Raw genomic sequence first — 23,138 nt, forward strand, 5'->3', positions numbered from 1 at the left:
CCTCAGCGTTTTCTGGCCGTGCCCTTGGGGGCCGGCGTCGTGATAGTCGATATTCCGCGCAGTCGCACCGCGTAGCCGTCGGCATGGCGCAGGTCCGCCGTCAGCAGCGGCGTCTGGAAGCGCGAGGTGATCTGGGTGATGCTGGCGGCGAACTGGCGGTAGCGCGCCAGCACCTCGGTCTCGTCGCCGCGGCCCAGTTCCAGCACCGCGCCCTTGTCCAGGGTGGCGCGCCAGGAGCCGCGGCTGGACAGGTCCAGGCGCTCGACCGTCTCGCCCAGCCCCTGGCTGACCGCCTGCAGCTGGCGCCACATCGACAGCATGCGCGTCGAGCTGCCCTCCGGCCCGGCCAGCACCGGCAGGTCCTCGTCCTCGACATCGCCCAGATTGGCCTCGAACACCTCGCCGAAGCTGTTGACCAGCGCGCGCTCCGCGCTGGCCTCGCTGTTGGCGTCGGCGCCCTCGGCCTTCTGCTCCCAGTAGGCGGCGGGCTTGTGTTCCTCCAGCCGCACCTTCAGCCGGTTCGGCCAGACCCGCTGCACCTGGGCCTTGCGCACCCAGGGCACGGCCTCGAAGGCCTCGCGGCCCTGGCGCAGGTTCATGCTCAGGAAGCTGCCCGACAGATGCGGCAACGCGTTGGCGCGCAACGAGGCCACGCTGTTGCGCGACACCTCGCCCTCCACCTGGATATGGCGGATCGCGAACACCGGCAGCCGCGCCAGCTTGTGCACGGCCAGCGCCAGCCCGCTCAGCACCAGGCCGGCCAGCAGCAGCGCCGTCACGCCATTCATCAGGCGGACGTCGGGCGGCAGCGGGGTAGCGGCGGCGAGCGTGCTCATCGGGGAGTTGGCGTCAGGCGCGGTCCAGCCGGGCCTGGGACAGCACCCACAGGCAGAGCTTCGAATAGGAGATGCCGGCTGCGCGCGCGGAGATCGGCACCAGCGAATGCGAGGTCATGCCCGGCGAGGTGTTCATCTCCAGCAGGAAGGGCTTGTTGTCGCTCTTGCGCAGCATCAGGTCGGCGCGGCCCCAGCCGCGGCAGCCAAGCGAGCGGAAAGCACGCAGCACCAGGTCCTTGACCTCGGCCTCCAAGGCCGGCGACAGGCTGCCGGCGTGATAGCGGGTCACGTCGGTGAAGTACTTGTTCTGGTAGTCGTAGTTGCCCTCGGGCGCCTCGATGCGCACGGTCGGCAGGGGCTGGGCCTTGTCGTCCGCGCCCAGCACCGGGCAGGTCAACTCCTGACCCTCGACGAACTCCTCGCACAGCAGCTCGTCGTCGAACTGCGCGGCGGCCTCCAGCGCGGCGCGCAGCGCGCCGGCCTCGCTGACCTTGGTGATGCCGATGCTGGAGCCCTCATGCGGCGGCTTGACGATCAGCGGCAGGCCCAGCGCCCGCACGATCCCGGCCAGGCGCGCATCGTCACCCAGCTCGCTCTTGTGCACGATCTGGTAGCGCGGCGACGGCAGGCCATCGGCCAGCCATAGGCGCTTGGTCATGATCTTGTCCATCGCGATGCTGGAAGCCATCACGCCGGAGCCGGTATAGGGAATGCCCAGCAGCTCGAGCGCGCCCTGCACCGTGCCGTCCTCGCCATGGCGGCCGTGCAGCGCGATGAAGACGCGCTCGAAGCCCTCGGTCTTCAGCTCGTGCAGGCCGCGCTCGGCCGGGTCGAAGCCATGCGCGTCGACACCCTCCTCGCGCAGCGCCGCCAGCACGCCCGGGCCCGACATCGTCAGCGAGACCTCGCGCTCGGCCGAGGTGCCGCCCATCAGCACGGCCACCTTGCCCAGGGCCTTGGGGTCGATATTCAGATCAATACTCATGTCAATGGCTCCACCGCATTTCGCAACAGAGGAAACGGCTGCATTCCCGCGCGAGCGGCGCCGATCCGGCTTTGCCGGGCGGTCGGCGCTGCCCCCTTGAGGGGGCGCGCGAAGCGCGTAGGGGGTGGTCTCATTTCAGCAGTTCCACGGTTGCGGCCGGCACCGCGCCGATCGAGCCGGCCCCCATCACGATCACCACATCGCCGTCGCGCGCCTGCTCGGCGATGGTCTGCGGCAGCGCCGCGGCGTCCTCGACGAACAGCGGCTCCACCTTGCCGGCCACGCGCAGCGCGCGCGCCAGGGCGCGGCCGTCGGCCGCGACGATCGGCGCCTCGCCGGCCGCATAGACCTCGGTCAGCAGCACCGCGTCGGCGCCGCCGATCACCTTGACGAAGTCCTCGAAACAGTCGCGCGTGCGGGTATAGCGGTGCGGCTGGAAGGCCAGCACCAGGCGCCGGCCCGGGAAGGCGCCGCGCGCGGCCGACAGCACCGCGGCCATCTCGACCGGGTGGTGGCCGTAGTCGTCGATCAGCGTGAACGTGCCGCCGTCGGCCGAGCGCAGCTCGCCATAGCGCTGGAAGCGCCGGCCCACGCCGCCGAACTTGGCCAGCGCCGCGGCGATCGGCGCGTCGGGCAGTTCCAGCTCGGTGGCCACCGCGATCGCGGCCAGCGCGTTCAGCACGTTGTGCACGCCCGGCAGGTTCAGGGTGATGTCCAGATCGGCCAGGCCGGGGCGGCGCGCGGTGAAGCGCATCTGGCCGCCGGCCAGCGCCTGCACATCGACCGCCCGCACCTGGTTGTCCTCGGCGAAGCCGTAGCTGACCACCGGGCGCGAGATCAGCGGCAGGATGCCATGCACGCCCGGATCGTCGCCGCAGACCACCGCCGCGCCATAGAAGGGCATGCGATGCAGGAAATCGACGAAGGCCTGCTTCAGCCGCGCGAAGTCATGGCCATAGGTGTCCATGTGGTCGGCGTCGATATTGGTGACGACCGCCATCATCGGCAGCAGGTTCAGGAAGGAGGCGTCGCTCTCGTCGGCCTCGACCACGATGTAGTCGCCGCTGCCCAGCGCCGAGTTGGCACCGGCGCTGTTGAGCTTGCCGCCGATCACGAAGGTCGGGTCGACGCCGGCCTCGGCCAGGATCGTCGTCACCAGCGAGGTGGTCGTGGTCTTGCCATGGGTGCCGGCGATCGCGATGCCCTTCTTCAGGCGCATCAGCTCGGCCAGCATCACCGCGCGCGGCACCACCGGAATGCGCGCCGCGCGCGCGGCCAGCACCTCGGGGTTGTCGGTCTTCACCGCGGTCGAGGTCACGACCGCCTGCGCGCCGGCGATATGGCCGGACGCATGGCCGATGAACACCTGCAGGCCCAGCTGACTCAGGCGCTCGGTGGTGGCGCTGGCGCCCTGGTCCGAACCGGACACGGTGTAGCCCAGGTTGTGCAGGATCTCGGCGATGCCGCTCATGCCGGCACCACCGATGCCGACGAAGTGGATATGTTTGACCGCGTGTTTCATGTCTGCCCCTCGTCCGACGGGTACGTCGACCGATCCCCCAAGGGGATGGCCACTTGCTTGGGGCGGCCCTGCGCTGCGTGGCTCATCACTTCACCATCCCCTCGATTTCGTCCGCCACGCGCGCCGCGGCGCGCGGGCGCGCCAGGCCGCGGGCCTTCTCCGCCATCGCCAGCAGCTGCTCGCGGTCCAGCCCCTGCAGCAGGGCCAGCAGGCCCTCGGGGCTCAGCTCCTCCTGCGGCAGATGCAGGGCCGCGCCATGCTGGGCCATGAAGCGCGCGTTGTCGCGCTGATGGCTGGTGGTGCTGACCACCAGCGGCACCAGCACACTGGGCAGGCCGGCGGCGCAAAGCTCGCTGACCGTCACCGCGCCGGCGCGGCAGATGATCAGGTCGGCCGCGGCCAGCTGGGCGGCCATGTCGTCGATGAAGGGCAGGATCTCCGCCTGCGCTCCGGCCGCCTGGTAGGCCGCCTGCACCGCGCTCAGGTTCGCCTGGCCGGCCTGGTGCACCACCTGGGGCCGCGTCGCCGCGTCGCTCCATTGCGCCAGCATCTTCGGGATCACCGCATTGATCGCGCGCGCGCCCAGCGAACCGCCCACCACCAGCACGCGCAGCGGGCCCGTGCGGCCGGCATAGCGTTCGGCGGGTAGCGGCAGCGCCTCGATCTCGGCGCGCACCGGGTTGCCGGTCACCACCGCCTTGGCGGTCGAGGCCGCGGCCGAGCCGTCGAAGCCGAAGGCGATCTTGCGCGCCAGGCCCTTCAGCGCCTGGTTCGACATCAGCATCGCCGCATCGGCGTTCACCAGCATCAGCGGGCGGCGCATCAGCCAGGCCATCAGCCCGCCGGGGAAGCAGACATAGCCGCCCATGCCCAGCACCGCATCGGCGCTGCGCGTCACGAAGACCTGGCGCGACTGGATGAAGGCCTTCACCAGCCCCACCAGGCCGCGCAGCATGTGCATCGGACCCTTGCCACGCAGGCCCGCGAAGGCCAGCCGGTCCAGCGGGATGCCACTGGGCGGCACCAGCTTGTTCTCCATGCCCTGCTCGGTGCCGACCCAGGACACGCTCCAGCCGCGGCGCTTCATCTCTTCGGCGACTGCCAGGCCGGGGATGATGTGGCCGCCGGTGCCGGCGGCCATGATGACCAGGTGTTTCGTGCTCATGCGCGACCTCCTCGCATGAGCTGTCGGTTCTGGCTACGGCCCGCGCACTGCGTGCGCTTCACGTCGCTACGCGACATGAGCCTGCGCCGAAACAGGCCATCGCCGCGCTTGACGCGCGCCGACGCCTGGCTGCCCTGCATCCAGGCGCTCATGCTCGGCCTCCTCGCATGAGTTGCCTGTTTTCAATATCTATCCTCAAACAGATCGCCAGCGCCACACAGTTCATCAGGATCGCCGAGCCGCCGAAGCTCATCAGCGGCAGGGTCAGGCCCTTGGTCGGCAGCGCGCCCAGGTTCACGCCCATATTGATGAAGGCCTGGCCGCCCATCCAGATGCCGATGCCCTGGGCATAGAGACCGGCGAACACGCGGTCCAGCGCGACCGCCTGGCGGCCGATGTGGAACAGGCGGCGCGACAGCCAGAAGAAGGCGCAGATCACCAGGGCCACGCCGACCAGGCCCAGCTCCTCGCCGATCACCGCCAGCAGGAAGTCGGTATGCGCCTCGGGCAGGTAATGCAGCTTCTCGACGCTGCCGCCCAGGCCCTGGCCGAACCATTCGCCGCGGCCGAAGGCGATCAGCGAATGGGTCAGTTGGTAGGCCTTGCCCTGCGCGTACTTCTCGTCCCAGGGGTTCAGGTAGGCGAAGATGCGCTCGCGGCGGAACTCGCTGAAGGTGATCATCAGCACGAAGGCGCCGACCAGCACCGCGACGATCAGGAAGAACATGCGGCCGTTGACGCCGCCCAGGAACAGGATGCCCATCGCGATCGCCGCGATCACCATGAAGGCGCCCATGTCCGGCTCGGCCAGCAGCAGCACGCCCACCACCGCCAGCGACACCGCCATCGGCCAGACCGCGCGGACGAAGTTCTCCTTCACCTCCATCTTGCGCATCATGTAGTTGGCCGCGTACATCGCGATCGCCAGCTTGGCCAGCTCGGAGGGCTGGAAGTTCATCACCCCCAGCGGCAGCCAGCGACGCGCGCCGTTGACGCCCTTGCCGATGCCCGGGATCAGCACGATCACCAGCAGCACCAGGGCCACGACGAACAGCCAGGGCGCCGCACGCTCCCAGGTTGCGATCGGCACCTGCACCACCACCAGCGCCGCCAGCAGCGCCAGGCTGATCGCCACCACATGGCGCACCAGGAAATGGGTCGGCAGGTACTTCGCGAACTTGGGGTTGTCCGGCAGCGCGATCGAGGCCGAATAGACCATCAGCAGGCCCAGCGCCAGCAGCGCCACCACCACCCAGACCAGGGTCACGTCGAAGTTCGAGAGCTTGGCCGGCTGGCCCGAGGACACGCTGACCCAGTCGCGCACCGGCACCTCGCCGCCGCGCTCGCCGGCAGCGGCGCCGCGCTGGAACAGGCCGGCCGCGCGGTCGCGCAGGGTCTGGAGCAGGGCCATGCTCATCAGGCCAGCCCTCCCTCGTCGGCCAGGGCCTGCACCTCGGCGACGAACACCTCGGCGCGATGCGCATAGTTGCGGAACATGTCCAGGCTGGCGCAGGCCGGGCTCAGCAGCACGCTGTCGCCGCTGTGCGCCTGCGTCAGCGCCCAGCGGGTCGCGGCCTGCAGGGTCTCATGAGTCTGCGCCGGCAGGCCCTCCGGCAGCACGCTGGCGATCGCCGGCGCGTCGCGGCCGATCAGCGCCACCGCGCGCGCATGGCGCGCCAGCGGCTCGCGCAGCGGCGAGAAGTCCTGGCCCTTGCCGTCACCGCCGAGGATCAGCACCAGCCGGGCCGGCGCGCGGTCGGCGCCCAGGCCGGTGATCGCGGCCACGGTGGCACCGACATTGGTGCCCTTGGAATCGTCGTAGAAGTCGACGCCCTGCACCGTCGCCACATGCTCGACGCGATGCGGCTCGCCGCGGTACTCGCGCAGGCCGTGCAGCATCGGCGCCAGCGGGCAGCCGGCCGCGCCGGCCAGCGCCAGCGCCGCCAGCGCATTGGCCGCGTTGTGGCGGCCGCGCACGCGCAGCGCGTCGGCCGGCATCAGGCGCTGGATCGACAGCTCGTCCTCTTCCGTATCACCCCGGCGGCGCTTCAGCTGGGTCTCGTCGGCCTCGCGGGCGCGCACCAGCCAGGCCATGCCGCCCTCCTCCACCAGGCCATAGTCGCCCGGCCGCTGCGGCGCATCGAGGCCGAAGCGCAGCACCTGGCGCGACACCAGCTTGGCGGGCCGGCCGCGGCCCTGCTGCACCTTGACGGGAGCAGGCACCATCGCCTCGACCAGCGCATCGTCGCGGTTGATCACCATCACCGCGCTCTCGCCGAAGATACGCGCCTTGGCCCGGCCATAGGCCGGCATGTCGCCATGCCAGTCCAGATGGTCCTGAGTCAGGTTCAGCACCGCGGCGGCGGTCGGCTCGAAGCCGGTCACGCCGTCGAGCTGGAAGCTGGACAGCTCCAGCACCCAGACCTCGGGCAGATGCTCGAACACGGCCGGCTTGGGCGGCGGCGGCTTGATCGGCAGCGGCTGCTCGTCCAGCAGGGCCGCCACTTCGTCCAGGAGCGCCGGGGCCGGCTCCGCCTGCGCCGCGGCCGGTGTGTCGTCGGTTTCTAGCTCGTTTGACTCGGCCGGCTCGACCGGCGTCTCCGGGGTCGGGTCTTGCTCCGCCGCCTCGGCTTCGACGGTCTCTTCCACCGCCACCACCGGCGCCGGCTCCAGATCCAGCGCCTGGGCCAGGGTGTCCAGCAGGGTCGGGCCGATATTGCCGGCCACCGCGACGCGCCTGCCGGCGCGCTCGACCAGCTGCGCGGTCATCGAGGTGGTGGTGGTCTTGCCATTGGTGCCGGTGATCGCCAGCACCGCAGGATCGTAGCGGCGCTCGGCCTTCAGATCGGCCAGCGCGCGCGCGAACAGCTCCAGCTCGCCCTGCACCGGGATGCCGGTGGCGCGCGCCAGGCCCAGCAGCGGCGCCAGCCGCGCGTCCAGCGGCGACAGGCCGGGGCTCTTCAGCACCAGCTTCACATCGTTCAGCGCCGAGGCCGGCAGCTCGCCATGGAAGAACTCGACCGCCGGCAGCCGCTCGCGCAGCGCCGCCAGCCGCGGCGGCTGCTCGCGCGAGTCCCAGACCTTGGCGCTGCCGCCATGGCGCAGCACCCAGGCGGCCATCGCCAGGCCGGAGTCGCCCAGACCCAGGATCAGCGTGTGCAGGCCAGCAAGGTGTTTCATGCCGGGCTTACCGCAGCTTCAGGCTCGCCAGGCCGACCAGGCACAGCAGCATCGTGATGATCCAGAAGCGCACCACGACCTGGGTCTCCTTCCAGCCGGATTTCTCGAAGTGGTGGTGCAGCGGCGCCATCTTGAAGATGCGCCGGCCCTCGCCGAACTTCTTCTTGGTGTACTTGAACCAGCTGACCTGGATCATCACCGACAGCACCTCGGCGACGAACACGCCGCCCATGATGCCCAGCACGATCTCCTGACGCGTGATCACCGCCATCGTGCCCAGCGCGCCGCCCAGCGCCAACGCGCCGACATCGCCCATGAAGACCTGGGCCGGATGGGTGTTGAACCACAGGAAGGCCAGGCCCGCACCGGCCAGCGCGCCGCAGAAGATCAGCAGCTCGCCGGCGCCCGGGATATAGGGCAGCAGCAGGTACTTGGCATAGACCGAGGAACCGGTCAGGTAGGCGAAGATGCCCAGCGCCGAGCCGACCAGCACCACCGGCATGATGGCCAGGCCGTCCAGCCCGTCGGTGAAGTTCACCGCATTGCTGGTGCCGACGATCACGAAGTAGGTCAGGCCGATGAAGCCGAACACGCCCAGCGGATAGCTGACGGTCTTGAAGAAGGGCACGATCAGGTCGGCCTTGGGCGGCAGCTCGGTCGAGAAGCCGCTGGTGACCCAGCGGAAGAACAGCTGCACCACGCCCAGGAAGCTGGTCTCGGAGACGCTGAAGGCCAGGTAGACCGCGGCCACCAGGCCGATCAGCGACTGCCAGAAGAACTTCTCGCGGCTGCGCATGCCCTCGGGGTCCTTGCGCACCACCTTGCGCCAGTCATCGGCCCAGCCGATCGCGCCGAAGCCCATCGTCACCAGCATCACGACCCAGACGAAGCGGTTGCCCCAGTCGAACCACAGCACGGTGGAGACGCCGATGCCGATCAGGATCAGCACGCCGCCCATGGTCGGCGTGCCGCTCTTGGCCAGATGCTGCTGCACGCCGTACTCGCGGATCGGCTGGCCGATCTTCATCGCGGTCAGGCGGCGGATTACCCAGGGGCCGAAGGCCAGGCCGATCAGCAGCGCGGTCACCGCGGCCATCACGGCGCGGAAGGTGATGTAGTTGAAGATGCGCAGCCAGCCCAGGTCCGGGTATTGCGCCAGCAGCCATTGGGTCAGACTAAGCAGCATCGGTGCCTCCCGCGGTGCTCGGCTGCACCTTCTCGCCGGCCAGGAGCGCGGCCACCACTTTTTCCATCTGCATGAATCTCGAACCCTTGACCAGGATGTTCTTGGCGCGCGGCGCATCGGCGTCGGCCAAGGCCGCGATCAGCGCGGCGCTATCGTCGAAATGGCGCGCCCCGGCGCCATAGGCCGTGGCCGCATCGCGGCAGGCGCTGCCCGCGGCCCAGAAGCCGCTGATGCCGCGCTCGGCCGCATAAGCGCCCACCTCGCGGTGGAAGGCCGCGCCCTGGTCGCCGACCTCGGCCATGTCGCCCAGGATCAGCCAGGACGCGCCCGGCAGGTCCGCCAGCACGTCGATCGCGGCGCGCACGCTGTCGGGATTGGCGTTGTAGCTGTCGTCGATCAGGGTGACGCGCTGGCCGGCGCGCTGCAGGCTCTTCAGCTGTGAGCGGCCCTTGACCGGCTCGAAGGCCTCCAGGCCCTGGCGGATCGCGGCCAGCGGCACGCCGGCGGCCAGCGCGCTGGCCGCGGCGGCCAGCGCATTGCGCACGTTGTGCATGCCCGCGACGCGCAGCGCCACCGGTGCGTTGCCGGCCGGCGTCTGCAGCTCTAGCGCCCAATGGCCAGCGCTGCCGGCGCCGCCCTCGGTGCCGCCCTGCACCCATTGCGCATGGCCGCCGACATCGGCCTGGCCCTGCAGCGCAAAGGTCAGCGTGGCGCGCGTACCGGCCTGGCGCTGCCAGATCGGCGCGCAGGCATCGTCGGCCGGGAACACCGCGATGCCGGCCGGGCTCAGCGCCTCCAGTGCCGCGCCGTTCTCCTCGGCCGCGGCCTCGACCGTCTGCAGGAATTCCTGGTGCTCGCGCTGCGCGTTGTTGACCAGCGCGACCGTCGGCTGCGCCATCGCGGCCAGCGGCGCGATCTCGCCGGGATGGTTCATGCCCAGCTCGACCACCGCGGCGCGGTGCCACAGCGCGTCGTCCTGGCGCAGGCGCAGCAGGGTCAACGGCACGCCGATGTCGTTGTTGTAGTTGCCCTCGGTGGCCAGCGCGCCGCTGCCCAGCCAGGCGCGCAGGATGCTGGCCAGCATCTGCGTCACCGTGGTCTTGCCGTTGCTGCCGGTGACCGCGATCAGCGGCAGGTGGCAATGGGCGCGCCAGGCCGCGGCCAGCAGGCCCAGCGCCTGCTTGGCGTCCGGCACCTCGATGCCGGACAGGCCGGCTGCGACGATGCCGCGCTCGGCGATCACCGCCACCGCGCCGGCCGCCCCGGCCTGGGGCAGGAAGTCATGCGCATCGAAGCGCTCGCCGCGCAGCGCGACGAACAGATCCCCCTGGCGCAGGCTGCGGGTGTCGCTGTGCACGCGGGCGATCTCGACGCCACCATCGCCGATCAGCCGCGCCTGCGGCAGGCTGGGCTGCAGCAGGTGCAGGGCCTGGGCCAGGGTCATCAGGGGGGCGCTCATCTCAGTCCTTCTTTCTCTCGCTCAAGGCCGCCTCGGCCTCGGCCACATCGGAGAACGGGCGGCGCTGACCCGCGATCTCCTGGTAATCCTCATGGCCCTTGCCGGCGATCAGCACCACGTCGCGCGCGTCCGCGCCGGCGATCGCGCGCGCGATCGCCGCATGGCGGTCCTCGATCTGCTCGCAGGGGCTACCGACGCCGGCCGCCACCTGGGCCAGGATGTCCAGCGGCGGCTCGTGGCGCGGGTTGTCGCTGGTGACGATGACCCGGTCGGCCAGCCGGCCGGCGATCGCGCCCATCTGCGGGCGCTTGCCCGGATCGCGGTTGCCGCCGCAGCCGAACACGCACAGCAATTGTCCGCCGCGCGCGGCCGCCAAGGGTTGTAAGGCATGCAAGGCTTTGTCCAGCGCGTCCGGCGTGTGGGCATAGTCGACCACCGCCTGCGGCTGGCCCGCGCCGTCGCCGACGCGCTGCATGCGGCCGGGCACCGGCGTGATGGCCGGGACCGCCGCGACGATGTCGGCCAGCGGCAGGCCCAGGGCGCGCAGGCCGCCGATCACCGCCAGCAGATTGGCCACGTTGTAGTCGCCGATCAGGCCGGTCTGCACCGGCAGTTCCTGCTCACCCTCGCGCAGGCTGAAGGCCAGGCCGCCGGCCAGGTAATGCAGGCCATGGGCCGACAGGCGCGCCGCGCCCTCGACCGCATAGGTCCAGACGTCCAGACGCTCCTGCAGCTCGGCCGCCAGGGCCGGGCCCTTGGCATCGTCCAGGTTCAGCACCGCGGCCTTCAGGCCCGGCCAGTCGAACAGGCGCCGCTTGGCTTCCCAGTAGGCGTCCATGTCGCCGTGGTAGTCCAGGTGGTCCTGTGTGAAATTGGTGAACAGCGCCACCGCGATCTCGGTGCCGGCCAGACGCTGCTCGACGATGCCGATCGAGCTGGCCTCGATCGCGCAGGCCGCGAAGCCGGCGTCGGCCATGCGGCGAAAACCCGCCTGCAGCTGCACTGGATCGGGGGTGGTCAGGCCGGTGTAGGTCAGCTCGCCCGGCTCGCCGATACCCAGGGTGCCGACCACGCCGCAGCGCCGGCCCAGCGCACTCAGCAGCTGGGCGGTCCACCAGGCGGTGCTGGTCTTGCCGTTGGTGCCGGTGGTGGCGACGACCTGCAGCGCCTCATGCGTCGGCTGGCCGAAGTAGTCGGCCGCGATGCGGCCGGTGACCGCTTTCAACGCCGGCAGCGCGGCGACGCGCCCGTCGTTGAAGCCAAAAGCTTCGACGCCCTCCTGCTCCACCAGGCAGGTGGCGGCGCCGGCGTCCAATGCGGCCTGCACATAGCGGCGGCCGTCCTGGGCATGGCCGGGCCAGGCGATGAAGGCATCACCGGGGCGCACCAGGCGGCTGTCGGTGCGCAGGGTGCCGGTGGTCCATTCGCGCAGCCAGCGGGCGGCGGCCTCGGGGGATTTCAAGCGCATCAGCGGCATCAGAAGCTCTCCTCGACCGCGGGCACATTCTTCGCGACGATCTGGGTTTTCACATCGAGGTCGGGCGCCACGTTCAGGAGGCGCAGCGACTGCGCCACCACCTGGCTGAACACCGGACCGGCCACCGCACCGCCGTAGTAGACGCCGGTGCTGGGCTCGTCGACCATCACCGCCACGACGATGCGCGGCTTGCTGATCGGCGCGATGCCGACGAACCAGGAGCGGTACTTGTTGGTATAGCCCTTGCCTTCCTGCTTGTGCGCGGTGCCGGACTTGCCGCCGACGCTGTAGCCGGCCACCTGGGCCAGCGGCGCGGTGCCGCCGGGCGCGGCGGCCATCTGCAGCATCTGGCGCACCTCCTGCGCGACCTTGGGCGAGAACACCCGGATGCCGGGCACCGGCTCGCCCTCGGGCTGGTGCCGCATCGTCGCGGGGATCAGCTCGCCATCGCGCGCGAACACGGTGTAGGCGCGCGCCAGCTGGAACAGCGAGGCCGACAGGCCGTAGCCGTAGCTCATCGTCGCCTGCTCGATCGGGCGCCAGCTCTTGTAGGGCCGCAGCTTGCCGGTCACCGCGCCGGGGAAGTTCAGCTGCGGGCGCTGGCCCAGGCCGATCGCGGTGAACATCTCGTGCATCTCGCGCGGCTGCATCATCATCGCCAGCTTGGCGGTGCCGATATTGCTGGACTTCTGGATCACGCCGGCCACGGTCAGGTCGCCATGCGGCTTGGTGTCGGACGGCGACCAGCCGCTGATCACCAGGCTGCGCGGCGCGGTGTTGATCACGCTGTCCAGGCGGATATGGTGGGTCTCCAGCGCCAGCGCGGCGATGAAGGGCTTCATCGTCGAGCCGGGCTCGAACACATCGGTCAGCGCGCGGTTGCGCAGCTGGGCGCCGCTGAGGTTCTGGCGGTCGCCGGGGTTGTAGCTGGGGAAGTTGGAGAGCGCCAGCACCTCGCCGGTCTGGGCGTCCAGCACCACCACCGAGCCGGCCTTGGCGCGATGCTCGGCGACCGCGTCGCGGATGCGCTGGTAGGCGAAGAACTGCACCTTGGAGTCGATCGACAGATCGATGTCGCGGCCATTGCTGGCCGGCACGCGCTCGCCGATGTCCTCGACCACGCGGCCCAGCCGGTCGCGCACCACCGAGCGCGAACCGTCGCGGCCCTGCAGGTCCTTCTGGAACGCGAGCTCGATGCCCTCCTGGCCGCGCTCCTCGATATTGGTGAAGCCGACCACATGGGCCGCGGCCTCGCCCTCGGGATACTTGCGCTTGTACTCGCGGTCCTGGAACACGCCCTTCAGGCCCAGGGCCTTGATCTGCGTGGCCATGTCGTCGTCGGCCTGGCGGCGCAGCCAGACGAAGCGGCTCGAGGGGTCGAGCTTCTTCTCCAGCTCCTGGCGGCTGATGCCGAGAATCTTGGCCAGCGCACGGCGCTTGTCGGCGTCGGCATCCACTTCCTTCGGGATCGCCCAGATCGAGGGCACCGCGACGCTGGTGGCCAGCACCTGGCCCTTGCGGTCGATGATGCGGCCGCGGCTGGCCGGCAGCTCCATCGTGTGGGCGTAGCGGGCCTCGCCCTGGCGCTGGTAGAAATCGTTGCCGATCACCTGCACATAGACCGCGCGGCCCAGCAGGCCGATGAAGCCCAGCCCCACCAGCGCGACCAGGAAGCGCGAACGCCAGGGCGGCGTCTTCGAGGCCAGCAGCGGGCTGCTCGAATAGCTGACGCTGCGCGCGCTGACCGCGGCGCGATGCGCGGACTTGGCGCCGGACTGGCCGAACCATTTCTTCACGGTGCGACCCCCGAGGCCGCGCGGCTCAGCTCGACCTGCTGGGTCACCGCCGGGCCGATCACGCGCATGTGCAGACGCTCGCGCGCGACCTGCTCGACGCGCAGATTGGTGGCCTGGGCCTGGCGCTCGGCCAGCAGGCGCTGATGGTCGGCGTCCAGGCGGCGCGATTCGGACTGCGCGCGATCCAGCTCGGTGAACAGGCGGCGCGACTCATAGGCGCTCTTGATCAGCACCATGCCGCTGGCCAGCACCGCGATCAGCAGCAGCAGGTTGATGCGGCTCATCGACCCGGCTCCTCGGGCAGCGGCGCCTCGGTGCGCTCGGCCACGCGCAGGATCGCCGAGCGCGAGCGGCCATTGGCGCGCACCTCGGTCTCGCTGGGCTTGATGCGCGCCAGCGCCTTCAGCGCCAGCGGCTTCGGCGCCGCGAAGGGCGCACGGCGGTCGTAGACCTCCTTGCTGTGCGCACCGATGAAGTTCTTGACGATGCGGTCTTCCAGCGAATGGAAGCTGATCACCGCCAGGCGGCCGCCGGGCGCCAGCAGGCGCAGCGCCGCATTCAGCCCCTGTTCGAGCTCTTCAAGCTCGGCATTGACGTGAATCCGAAGCGCTTGAAATGTGCGCGTTGCAGGGTCCTGGCCCGGTTCGCGGGTTTTGACCGCGCCAGCCACGACTTTGGAAAGCTCATCGGTTGTTCGAACAGGACTCCCGCCCGTCCGGCGAGCAACAAGCGCCTTTGCAATCTGTGCAGCAAACCGTTCTTCCCCATAGTTGCGTATCACCTCCGCAATCTGGCGCTCATCGGCGCGGGCCAGGAAATCCGCGGCGCTTTCGCCGCGCGTCGTGTCCATGCGCATGTCCAGCGGTCCGCTGAAGCGGAAGCTGAAACCGCGCGCCGGGTTGTCGATCTGGGGGCTGGAGACGCCCAGATCCAGCATCACGCCATCCACCTGCGGCACGCCGAGCCGGGTCAGCTCCTCGCGCATCGCGGCAAAGGGCGCGTGGCAAATGGAAAAACGCGGGTCCGAGACCCGCGTATCGCCCGAGGTGGCCGCCGTGATCGCCTCGGGGTCGCGGTCGATCGCGACCAGCCTCCCCGCCGGTCCGAGCTTTTGCAGCAGCAGGCGCGAATGGCCGCCGCGGCCGAAGGTGCCGTCGACGTACAGGCCGTCCGGGCGGGTCAGCACGGCATCCACGGTCTCGTGCAGCAGCACCGTGGTGTGGGTGAAAGCGGGGGTATTGGGGTCTTGCGGCGCGCTCATATCAGAAGCTGAAGTCCTTCAGCGCATCCGGCAGTTCGGACTGCATCACCTGGGCCTCGTGCGCCGCATAGCGGGCCGCGTCCCAGAGCTCGAAGTGGCTGCCCATGCCCAGCAGCATCACGTCCTTGTTCAGACCGGCGGCGGCGCGCAGCTCGGGCGAGACCAGCACGCGCGCGGCGCTGTCGATCTCGACATCCTGGGCATTGCCGAGGAAGACGCGCTTCCAGCCGGCGGCCGACATCGGCAGCGCGGCGATGCGGTCACGGAAGGTTTCCCAGGCCGGACGCGGGAACACCATCAGGCAGCCCTCGGGATGCTTGGTGAGCGTCAGCTGGCCGGCGCAGAGTTCCTGCAGGGTCTCGCGATGGCGTGTTGGGACGGCCATCCGCCCCTTGGCATCCATTGCCAAGGCCGACGCCCCTTGAAACACGAAATTCGCCACAGCGACCCACTAAATTGCACTTTTCACCACTTTAACGATCGAAGCCTCGTCGGTCAAGGTGAAAACGGAAAAATCTCCAATGAAATCAAGCACTTAGAACCCGTTGTTACAGCGATGGTGCGAGCAAAAATCGTTCAAAAAGAAGGACTTGCAGATTGCTCTGCAAGTGCTGGATGAACTTGGGAGGGACATTTCGCGCCAGCATCGAAAAACGATGAAACCCGGCGAAACCGCGATGAATACTGTGTAAACAACCAGTCGAGGTGCGGGCCATTGAGGCATGGCGGTGGCCCGAGGCCGTGGCCGGGCGGATGCCGCGATTGTCGCGCCGGACGGGCGCGATCGGGGCCTCAGCGTAGGCCGCGGCCCGGCGGCAGCGTGAGCGGATCGGCCACGAAGGCGGCCTGGCGCAGCTCGTCGGGAATCGCGCGCGCGACCTGCAGGCTGACCATGCGCCCGAAGCGCAGCAGCGCGGCGATCTCGGCGGGCAGCCAGGCGCGCGGCAGCTCGGCCTGCTCGCAGCACAGCACGCCGTAGAGCCGGCCGTTGACGTCGAAGCTGACGTCCAGCAGCGCGCGCACGCGCTGCGCATCGAGATAGGCCGCGCGCAGCGGCGCCAGCGCGGGCTCGCGCACGCAGTCCTCGCAGGCGAACACGCCCTCCCGGGCGAGTTTCGCGAAGTAGGCGCCGTACTGCGCCTGATCCAGTTCGGCGCCGAGCAGCGCGTTGTCGCCGCCCCGCCCCACGCTTGCGCGGCACACCAGGCGCAGGTCGCCGGGTTGGCCGCTGAAGCGCCACAGGCTGGTGCGCGAACAATCGAACTGCTCGCGCAGCAGGGCCAGCATCGCCAGGCGGTAGGCCTGGCGCTTGAGCTGCCCGTCCGCCAGCGCCAGACCCAGGCGGCGCAGGCGCTCCAGGGTGGATGGTCCGCCGGCGCTCACGATGGTTCAGCCGGCCGGCTGGCTCAGGCGGAAGCCGGCGACGATGTCGGCCAGCTTGTTGGCCTGGTCGCGCAGGCTCTCGGCGGCCGCGGCCGATTCCTCCACCAGCGAGGCGTTCTGCTGGGTCATCTGGTCGAGCTGGGCCACCGCGGTGTTGACCTGGTCGATGCCCTGGCTCTGCTCGCGAGTCGCGCCGCTGATCTCGGCCATGATCGCGGTGACGCGCTGCACGCTGGCGACGATCTCGTCCATCGTCGAGCCGGCCTGCGCCACCAAGGCCGTGCCGCCCTCGACCTGCTCGACGCTGGCGCCGATCAGGCCCTTGATCTCCTTGGCCGCCTCGGCGCTGCGCTGCGCCAGCGCCCGCACCTCGCCGGCCACGACCGCGAAACCGCGGCCCTGCTCGCCGGCGCGTGCGGCTTCCACCGCCGCATTCAGCGCCAGGATGTTGGTCTGGAAGGCGATGCCGTCGATGGTGCCGATGATGTCGTTGATGCGCCGGCTGGCATGCTGGATCTGCTCCATCGTCGTCACCACCCGGGACACCACCTGGCCGCCCTGGCGCGCGACATGGGCGGCGCTGTCGGCCAGCTGGTTGGCGCTGGCGGCCGAATCGGCGCTCTGGCGCACGGTGCCGGTCAGTTCCTCCATCGAGCTGGCGGTCTGCTGCAGATTGCTGGCGGTCTCCTCGGTGCGCTGGCTCAGGTCCTGGTTGCCGACCGCGATCTGGCGCGCCGCCACCGCCATCGACTGGCTGGTCGCACGCACGTCCAGCATCACATGCTCGATCTTGCCGACGAAGAGATTGAAGGCGCGTGCGATGTCGGCGATCTCGTCGCGGCCCTCGGCGTCCAGGCGCTGGGTCAGGTCACCGGTGCCGGAGGCGATCTGGTCCATCGCGCCGCGCACCCGGCCCAGGCCCTTCAGCAGCACGCCGATCGCCAGCGCCGACAGCGCCGCGGCCACCGCCGCCACCGCCACCAGCGAGACGCCGGCCGTCGCCAGCAGGCTGGACAGCGCGGCCAGCGCCTCGTCCTGTTCGGCCGCGGCCAGCAGGGTCCAGTCGGTGCCCGGCACCGGCGTGGCCTTGACGAAGAAATGGCGCTCGCGCACCTCGACCTCGGCCAGCTCGCGGCCGTTGGCGCGCGCCAGCAGCTCGGGCGTGAAGCCGGCCGACAGCTCGGCCACCGGCTTCAGAGTCAGGGCGGCATCGGGATGGGCGATGATCTTGCCGTCCTTGGCCAGCAGGAAGGCGAAGCCGCTCTCGGTCGGCTTGATGCTTTTGAGCGTCGCGATCACATCGTCCAGCGCCACGTCGGCGCCGGCCACCGCGCGGGTCGCGCCCCCGGCCTTGATCGCGCTGGCGAAGCTGACCACCAGCTTCTTGCTGGAGGAGGCGATATAGGGCGCGGTCAGCACCGGCGCGTCGGCGCCCTCGGCCAGCTTGTACCAGGGGCGCACGGTGGGGTCGTAGTCGGCCGGACGCTGGCGGTCCGGCACCGAGATCATGCGCTTGTCGGCATGGCCGATGAAGGCCAGGTCGAGCCGGCCGGACTTCAGCGCCTGCTCCAGCGCCGCTTGCGGTGCATCCAGCGCGGCGGCCGGGGCCAGCGCCGCGACGATATCCTTCTGCGCCTTGACCCAGCCCGCCATCGTGCCGGCGTGGGCCTCGCCCAGGTCGCTCAGCTGCGCCAGCACCTGGCGGCGCGCATGGGCGCTGACGCTCAGATAGCTGGCCAGGGTGGCGACGCCGATCGCGGCGATCACGATCAGCATACAGATCGCGATCAGGCGGCTCTTGATGGTTGTCAGCATGGCGGGCGGTCTTTCCTGGGGCGGGACGGAGACGCGAAGCCGGCTGCGGACGACCGGCGACGGCCGGTGCGGCAACCCCGCTGTCCTGGTCCCGGGTCGGGAAGGTAGACCGGAGGCTTTGCGACCCCGCCTTTCGAACGGGTGTGCGATAGAAGCGCGGCATTGTATGCAGATCGCACCAATGAGGGCGGGTTTACCCTCTCGGGTTCAACCCGAGCCCGTGACGGGCATCACACCTTGTAGGTCGACAGCAGGATGCTGGTCTCGGTATTGGCGATGCCCTCGATCAGGCGCACGCCGCTGAGCACCCGGTCGAACTCCTCCAGCGTGTCGGCGCGCAGCTCGGCCACCAGGTCCCAGCGGCCGTTGGTGCTGTGCAGGGCCGCGACGTTCGGGTGGCCGCGCAGCTCGCGCAGCACCTCGGCGGTGCGGTTGCCCTCCACCGCCACATTCATCAGCGCGCGGATGCGCTGGGCCTCGGCCGCGGGCTTGAGCCGCACGCTGTAGCCGACGATCACACCCTCGCGCTCCAGGCGCGCGATGCGGTTCTGCACCGTCGCCCGCGCCACCCGCAGCTGGCGCGCCAGCGCGACAACCGAGAGCCGCGCGTTGTCGCGCAGCAGCGCGATCAACTCGCGGTCGGTGTCGTCGATATTAGACATAGTGATTTGAATCGCCTGGCGTTTTGCAAAGTTAACACAACATATTGAACGCTTTGCCAGCTATTTATTAGCCATGCTCCCGACCAGAATTTGCGCAAAGGACGGCCAGCACGACGCCAAGAGCCGCCCCGTCGGAGATGTTCATGACCCGCTTCATCGATGTACCCGCCCTGACCCAGCTGCTGCAGCGCAAGGGCGTGGCGCCGCTGATGGCCGAGCTGGCCGAGGCCCTGCGCGAGGACTTCCTGCGCTGGGAGGAGTTCGACAAGACCGCCCGCGTGGCCAGCCATTCGCCGGTCGGCGTGATCGAGCTGATGCCGGTCGCCGACACCCGGCATTACGCCTTCAAGTACGTCAATGGCCATCCGATCAACACCAGCCGCGGGCTCTACACCGTGATGGCCTTCGGCGTGCTGGCCGAGGTGGCCAGCGGCTATCCGCTGCTGTCCGAGCTGACCCTGACCACCGCGCTGCGCACCGCCGCCACCTCGGCGCTGGCGGCTCGGACCTTGGCGCGGCCCGACTCGCGCCGCATGGCCCTGATCGGCAACGGCGCGCAAAGCGAGTTCCAGACCCTGGCCTTCCACAACCAGCTGGGCATCGAGGAGATCGTCGCCTACGACATCGACGCGGCCGCGACCGACAAGCTGCAGCGCAATCTGGCCGCCTACCCCGGCCTGCGCATCCGCCGCGCCGGCTCGGTGGCCGAGGCGGTGCGCGGTGCCGACATCGTGACCACGGTGACGGCCGACAAGACCCGCGCCACCATCCTGACACCCGAGATGATCGAACCGGGCATGCATATCAACGCGGTCGGCGGCGACTGCCCCGGCAAGACCGAGCTGCATGCCGAGCTGCTGCGCGCCGCGCGCATCTTCGTCGAGTACGAGCCGCAGACCCGCATCGAGGGCGACATCCAGCAGCTCGCGCCCGACCATCCGGTCACCGAGCTGTGGCGCGTGCTGGCCGGCCAGGCCGAGGGGCGCCAGAGCCGCGAGCAGGTCACGGTGTTCGACTCGGTGGGCTTCGCGCTGGAGGACTATTCGGCGCTGCGCCTGGTCTACCGCCTGGCGCTGGAGCTGGGCATCGGCCAGGAGGTCGAGCTGGTGCCGCCGGCCGATGATCCGAAGGACCTGTTCCGCCACACCGGCTCGGCGCACCGCCGCGCCCAGCTGCGCCGCGCGGCCTGAGGCCGCCGGACGGGTCCGGCGCGGGTCATTTGCCGGACTTTGGTCACCCAGATCTCGGTTTCCCCCCGGAAGCCGGGGGTACAGTCGGACGCATTCCTACGCCCAGGACGCCGTCCGAGGTCATATTGAGCCGCAGAAACGCCTCCAGCTCGCTGTTTGTCGCGCTCGCGATGGGCGCCAGCATTGGCCTGCTGCTGCCTGCGCTGATCATCGGCGGGCTGTGGATCGGCCTGCGCGAGCCGCAGCAGGTCGAACAGGCCCAGCAGGCCGAGCTGCAGGCCAAGCTGGACGTGCTGGCCTCCAGCCTGCCCGAGCTGCTGTGGAACCTGGACCAGGTGGCCGCCCGCGAGGTGGTGGCCGCGATCATGAAATCGCCCGAGGTGGTGCGCGTGCGCGTCAGCGACGCCTCGCAGGGTGTGCCCTTCATCGAGATGCGCTATCCGGAGCGCCAGAAGGGCCGCCTGTTCCAGGGTGAGCGCGAGATCTACCGCGGCAGCGCCAAGATCGGCCATATCCAGATCGACCTGGACGACCACCTGGCCAGCGCCGCGCTGGCGCGCCAGCGCTGGCTCTACGGTCTGACGGTGGGCGGCCAATTGCTGATCTCGCTGCTGCTGATCCTGATGCTGTTGAATTCACGGCTGCTGCGCCCGCTGCGCGAGCTCAGCGGCTTCGCCAACGACCTGGCCGAGGGCCGCTTCTCGGCCGCCTTGGGCCGCCAGCGCGGCGACGAGATCGGCCGGCTGGGCGGCCATCTGGAACATATGCGCGACGCGCTGCAGCAGCAGTTCGAGTCGCAGCGCGACCTGATCAACCGCCTGCGCGGCATGGCCGAGACCGTGCCAGGCGTGGTGTTCCAGCTGCGCATGAAGAGCGGCGGCCAGTTCTCCTTTGCCTATGTCAGCGAGGCGGTGCGCGACTATCTGCAGATCTCGCCGGCCGAGCTGGCCGAGCAGGCCGACGCCTGGTTCGAGCGGCTGCATGCCGAGGACCGTGCCCTGGTGCGCGATTCGCTGATGGCCTCGGCCCGGCACCTGACGCCCTGGCAGCAGGAGTTCCGCACCCATCATGCCGACGGCAGCGAGCGCTGGCTCTATGGCAACGCGATCGCGCAGCTGGAGGACGGCCCGGAGAGCGGTGGGGTGCTGTGGCACGGCTTCCTGACCGACATCTCGCGCCAGCGCCGCGACGCACTGGAGCTGGAGCGCTACCGCCACCATCTGGAAGAGCTGGTCCAGGCCCGCACCGCCGAGCTGGCCGAGGCGACCCAGGCCGCCCAGGCCGCCAGCCTGGCCAAGAGCGCCTTCCTGGCCAATATGAGCCACGAGATCCGCACACCGATGAACGCGATCATCGGCCTGACCTATCTGGTGCGGCGCGACACCCTCGAGCCCGAGCAGCAGGAACGGCTGAAGAAGGTGGCCGATGCCGCCGAGCATCTGCTGTCGGTGATCAACAATGTGCTGGACTTCTCCAAGATCGAGGCCGGCAAGCTGCAGCTGGCCCGGGCCGAGTTCAGCGTCGGCCAGGTGCTGGACGGCATCAAGAGCATGCTGGCCCAGCGCGCCGCCGAGAAGCGCCTGCGCATCGACCTGGACCTGGACCCGCGCCTGGCCGCGCGGCCGCTGCTGGGCGACTCGCAGCGCATTGCCGAGGTGCTGCTGAACTTCGCCGGCAACGCGGTCAAGTTCACCGAGCAGGGCTTCGTGCGCCTGAGCGCCCGCGTCGAGCAGGAACAGGGCCGCCGCGTGCAGCTGCGCTTCGAGGTGCAGGACAGCGGCATCGGCATCAGCGAGGAGGCGCAGGCGCGCCTGTTTCAGGATTTCGAGCAGGCCGACAGCTCCACCACGCGCCGCTACGGCGGCACCGGCCTGGGCCTGGCGATCTGCCGGCGCCTGGCGCACCTGATGCACGGCGAGGTCGGCGTCGAGAGCGAGCCCGGTGCGGGCAGCCTGTTCTGGTTCACCCTCAGGGTCGAGCAGCCGGCGCCGGACGATGGCCGCGCGCCGCTGCCGCTGAGCCGCAACCAGATCGCGCAGGACCTGCAGCAGCAGTTCGCCGGCACCCGGGTGCTGCTGGCCGAGGACAACGCGGTCAACCAGGAGGTGGCGGTCGCGCTGCTGTCCAGCGCCGGACTGAAGGTCGACGTGGCCGAGGACGGCCAGCAGGCGGTCGACATGGTCGAGCAGAGCGACTATGCGCTGGTGCTGATGGATGTGCAGATGCCGGTGATGGACGGGCTGGACGCGACCCGCGCGATCCGCGCCAGCAGCCGCGGCCGCGAGCTGCCGATCCTGGCGATGACCGCCAACGCCTTCGCCGAGGAGCGCCAGCGCTGCCTGGACGCCGGCATGAACGACCATGTGGCCAAGCCGGTGGTGGCGGAACAGCTGTTCGCCACCCTCAGGCTGTGGTTGAGCCGGCGGCCCGCCCGGGCGTAGCATCGTGGGACCCCGGCAAGGAGGTCCGCCATGCGTTTGTCGTGCAGCCCCTCGTACACGCTGTTGGCCCTGAGCCTCGCCCTTGCACCGGCATTCGCCGCCGAACGCCTGATCCTCGTCACCGAGGACTACCCGCCCTTCAGCATGAGCGATTCGCGCGGCCAGGTGATCGGCATGTCCACCGAGATCGTCAAGGCCCTGCTGGAGAGCATCGGCTACGAGCATGAGCTGAACATCTACCCCTGGGCGCGCGCGATCACGATGGCGCGCAACCAGATCAACACCTGCGTCTACTCGATGTCGCGCACGCCCGAGCGCGAGGCCCTGTACAAATGGATCGGCCCGCTGGTGGTGAACGACTGGGCCCTGTTCGCGCGCAGCGGCAGCAGCCGGCCGACCCAGCTCGACGAGGTGCAGAACATGCGCATCGGCAGCTACCAGGGCGACGCGATCGTCGGCTGGCTGCAGACGCGCGGCTTCCTGGTCGACATCGCGCCCTCGGACGATGTCAATCCGCGCAAGCTGCTGGCCGGGCGCATCGATTTCTGGGCCACCGGCCGGATGATCGGCGTCTACCGTCTGCAACAGCTGGGCCTGGCCGGCGTCGAGCCGGTGCTGACCATCCATCGCTCCGAGATGTACCTGGCCTGCAACCGCCAGCTGCCCGACGAGCAGGTGCGCCAGCTCAACACCGCGCTGGCCGCGCTGGACAAGCGCGGCGTGCTGCGCCGCATCTACGGCAGCTACGGCTACGCGCCCTGAGGCGGCGACAGCGCCGCC

Annotated in this window: 21 protein-coding genes and 1 riboswitch; of the genes, 4 read left to right on the plus strand and 17 right to left on the minus strand. The window is 69.9% G+C overall.

Annotated features, from left to right (window positions below):
• Nucleotides 1–2 precede the first annotated feature (2 nt).
• The 14 genes from G8A07_RS21965 to mraZ all read right to left on the minus strand — a co-directional run bounded on the left by G8A07_RS21965 (nucleotide 3) and on the right by mraZ (nucleotide 15,297).
• On the minus strand, nucleotides 3–836 hold the full coding sequence (locus tag G8A07_RS21965) for a cell division protein FtsQ/DivIB (protein WP_195794083.1): 834 nt from the start codon (nucleotides 834–836) through the stop codon (nucleotides 3–5).
• Between the two features lie 13 nt (nucleotides 837–849).
• Nucleotides 850–1,821 carry a D-alanine--D-alanine ligase gene (locus G8A07_RS21970; RefSeq protein ID WP_195794084.1) on the minus strand — a complete coding sequence of 324 codons (972 nt, stop codon included), beginning with the start codon at nucleotides 1,819–1,821 and terminating at the stop codon, nucleotides 850–852.
• A gap of 130 nt (nucleotides 1,822–1,951) precedes the next feature.
• The gene (gene murC, locus G8A07_RS21975; RefSeq protein WP_195794085.1) at nucleotides 1,952–3,343 is read right to left on the minus strand and encodes a UDP-N-acetylmuramate--L-alanine ligase; all 1,392 of its coding nucleotides are present in this window, start codon (nucleotides 3,341–3,343) and stop codon (nucleotides 1,952–1,954) included.
• Nucleotides 3,344–3,428: 85 nt separating this feature from the next.
• Entirely contained in the window at nucleotides 3,429–4,508 is a 1,080-nt protein-coding gene (gene murG, locus G8A07_RS21980; RefSeq protein WP_195794086.1) for an undecaprenyldiphospho-muramoylpentapeptide beta-N-acetylglucosaminyltransferase, read from the minus strand.
• On the minus strand, nucleotides 4,505–4,660 hold the full coding sequence (locus tag G8A07_RS21985; RefSeq protein ID WP_195794087.1) for a hypothetical protein: 156 nt from the start codon (nucleotides 4,658–4,660) through the stop codon (nucleotides 4,505–4,507). The genes murG and G8A07_RS21985 overlap by 4 nt, the downstream gene beginning before the upstream one ends.
• Entirely contained in the window at nucleotides 4,657–5,925 is a 1,269-nt protein-coding gene (gene ftsW / locus G8A07_RS21990; protein ID WP_249937089.1) for a putative lipid II flippase FtsW, read from the minus strand. The genes G8A07_RS21985 and ftsW overlap by 4 nt, the downstream gene beginning before the upstream one ends.
• Nucleotides 5,925–7,688, minus strand: a complete 1,764-nt coding sequence (gene murD, locus G8A07_RS21995) for a UDP-N-acetylmuramoyl-L-alanine--D-glutamate ligase (protein WP_195794088.1) — start codon at nucleotides 7,686–7,688, stop codon at nucleotides 5,925–5,927. Before murD ends, ftsW begins: the two co-directional genes overlap by 1 nt.
• A gap of 7 nt (nucleotides 7,689–7,695) precedes the next feature.
• Entirely contained in the window at nucleotides 7,696–8,874 is a 1,179-nt protein-coding gene (gene mraY / locus G8A07_RS22000) for a phospho-N-acetylmuramoyl-pentapeptide-transferase (protein ID WP_195794089.1), read from the minus strand.
• Entirely contained in the window at nucleotides 8,864–10,333 is a 1,470-nt protein-coding gene (murF, locus tag G8A07_RS22005; RefSeq protein WP_195794090.1) for a UDP-N-acetylmuramoyl-tripeptide--D-alanyl-D-alanine ligase, read from the minus strand. The genes mraY and murF overlap by 11 nt, the downstream gene beginning before the upstream one ends.
• A gap of 1 nt (nucleotide 10,334) precedes the next feature.
• Entirely contained in the window at nucleotides 10,335–11,810 is a 1,476-nt protein-coding gene (locus G8A07_RS22010; protein WP_195794091.1) for a UDP-N-acetylmuramoyl-L-alanyl-D-glutamate--2,6-diaminopimelate ligase, read from the minus strand.
• The gene (locus G8A07_RS22015) at nucleotides 11,810–13,606 is read right to left on the minus strand and encodes a penicillin-binding protein 2 (RefSeq protein ID WP_195794092.1); all 1,797 of its coding nucleotides are present in this window, start codon (nucleotides 13,604–13,606) and stop codon (nucleotides 11,810–11,812) included. The genes G8A07_RS22010 and G8A07_RS22015 overlap by 1 nt, the downstream gene beginning before the upstream one ends.
• Nucleotides 13,603–13,890, minus strand: coding sequence for a cell division protein FtsL (gene ftsL / locus G8A07_RS22020; protein ID WP_195794093.1), 288 nt, complete (start codon nucleotides 13,888–13,890; stop codon nucleotides 13,603–13,605). Before ftsL ends, G8A07_RS22015 begins: the two co-directional genes overlap by 4 nt.
• Nucleotides 13,887–14,867, minus strand: coding sequence for a 16S rRNA (cytosine(1402)-N(4))-methyltransferase RsmH (gene rsmH, locus G8A07_RS22025; RefSeq protein ID WP_195794094.1), 981 nt, complete (start codon nucleotides 14,865–14,867; stop codon nucleotides 13,887–13,889). The genes ftsL and rsmH overlap by 4 nt, the downstream gene beginning before the upstream one ends.
• 1 nt (nucleotide 14,868) lies before the next feature.
• Complete coding sequence (gene mraZ, locus G8A07_RS22030) at nucleotides 14,869–15,297, minus strand: division/cell wall cluster transcriptional repressor MraZ (protein ID WP_195794095.1); 429 nt, start codon at nucleotides 15,295–15,297, stop codon at nucleotides 14,869–14,871.
• Between mraZ and G8A07_RS22035 the strand changes: the two genes are divergently transcribed.
• Nucleotides 15,289–15,486, plus strand: a complete 198-nt coding sequence (locus G8A07_RS22035) for a hypothetical protein (RefSeq protein WP_195794096.1) — start codon at nucleotides 15,289–15,291, stop codon at nucleotides 15,484–15,486. The two genes, mraZ and G8A07_RS22035, sit on opposite strands and share 9 nt — an antisense overlap.
• Before the next feature lie 173 nt (nucleotides 15,487–15,659).
• Here G8A07_RS22035 and G8A07_RS22040 read toward each other — a convergent pair whose 3' ends face one another.
• The 3 genes from G8A07_RS22040 to G8A07_RS22050 all read right to left on the minus strand — a co-directional run bounded on the left by G8A07_RS22040 (nucleotide 15,660) and on the right by G8A07_RS22050 (nucleotide 18,727).
• Nucleotides 15,660–16,250 carry a GAF domain-containing protein gene (locus G8A07_RS22040; RefSeq protein ID WP_195794097.1) on the minus strand — a complete coding sequence of 197 codons (591 nt, stop codon included), beginning with the start codon at nucleotides 16,248–16,250 and terminating at the stop codon, nucleotides 15,660–15,662.
• A gap of 6 nt (nucleotides 16,251–16,256) precedes the next feature.
• Nucleotides 16,257–18,065 (minus strand): methyl-accepting chemotaxis protein, encoded by a 1,809-nt coding sequence (locus G8A07_RS28185; RefSeq protein ID WP_195794098.1) that lies wholly within the window; start codon nucleotides 18,063–18,065, stop codon nucleotides 16,257–16,259.
• 67 nt (nucleotides 18,066–18,132) lie between these two features.
• Nucleotides 18,133–18,223: riboswitch (cyclic di-GMP riboswitch) on the minus strand.
• 72 nt (nucleotides 18,224–18,295) lie between these two features.
• Complete coding sequence (locus tag G8A07_RS22050) at nucleotides 18,296–18,727, minus strand: Lrp/AsnC family transcriptional regulator (RefSeq protein WP_195794099.1); 432 nt, start codon at nucleotides 18,725–18,727, stop codon at nucleotides 18,296–18,298.
• Between the two features lie 143 nt (nucleotides 18,728–18,870).
• Between G8A07_RS22050 and G8A07_RS22055 the strand changes: the two genes are divergently transcribed.
• The 3 genes from G8A07_RS22055 (at nucleotide 18,871) to G8A07_RS22065 (ending at nucleotide 23,120) form a co-directional block, all read left to right on the plus strand.
• Nucleotides 18,871–19,917: an ornithine cyclodeaminase gene (locus tag G8A07_RS22055; RefSeq protein ID WP_195794100.1), complete on the plus strand. Its 1,047-nt coding sequence runs from the start codon at nucleotides 18,871–18,873 to the stop codon at nucleotides 19,915–19,917.
• A 170-nt stretch (nucleotides 19,918–20,087) separates the two neighbouring features.
• Complete coding sequence (locus tag G8A07_RS22060) at nucleotides 20,088–22,358, plus strand: ATP-binding protein (RefSeq protein ID WP_195794101.1); 2,271 nt, start codon at nucleotides 20,088–20,090, stop codon at nucleotides 22,356–22,358.
• 30 nt (nucleotides 22,359–22,388) lie between these two features.
• Nucleotides 22,389–23,120: an ABC transporter substrate-binding protein gene (locus G8A07_RS22065; RefSeq protein WP_195794102.1), complete on the plus strand. Its 732-nt coding sequence runs from the start codon at nucleotides 22,389–22,391 to the stop codon at nucleotides 23,118–23,120.
• Nucleotides 23,121–23,138: the final 18 nt, after the last annotated feature.

The organism is Roseateles sp. DAIF2 (assembly GCF_015624425.1).
Lineage (GTDB): Bacteria > Pseudomonadota > Gammaproteobacteria > Burkholderiales > Burkholderiaceae_C > Kinneretia.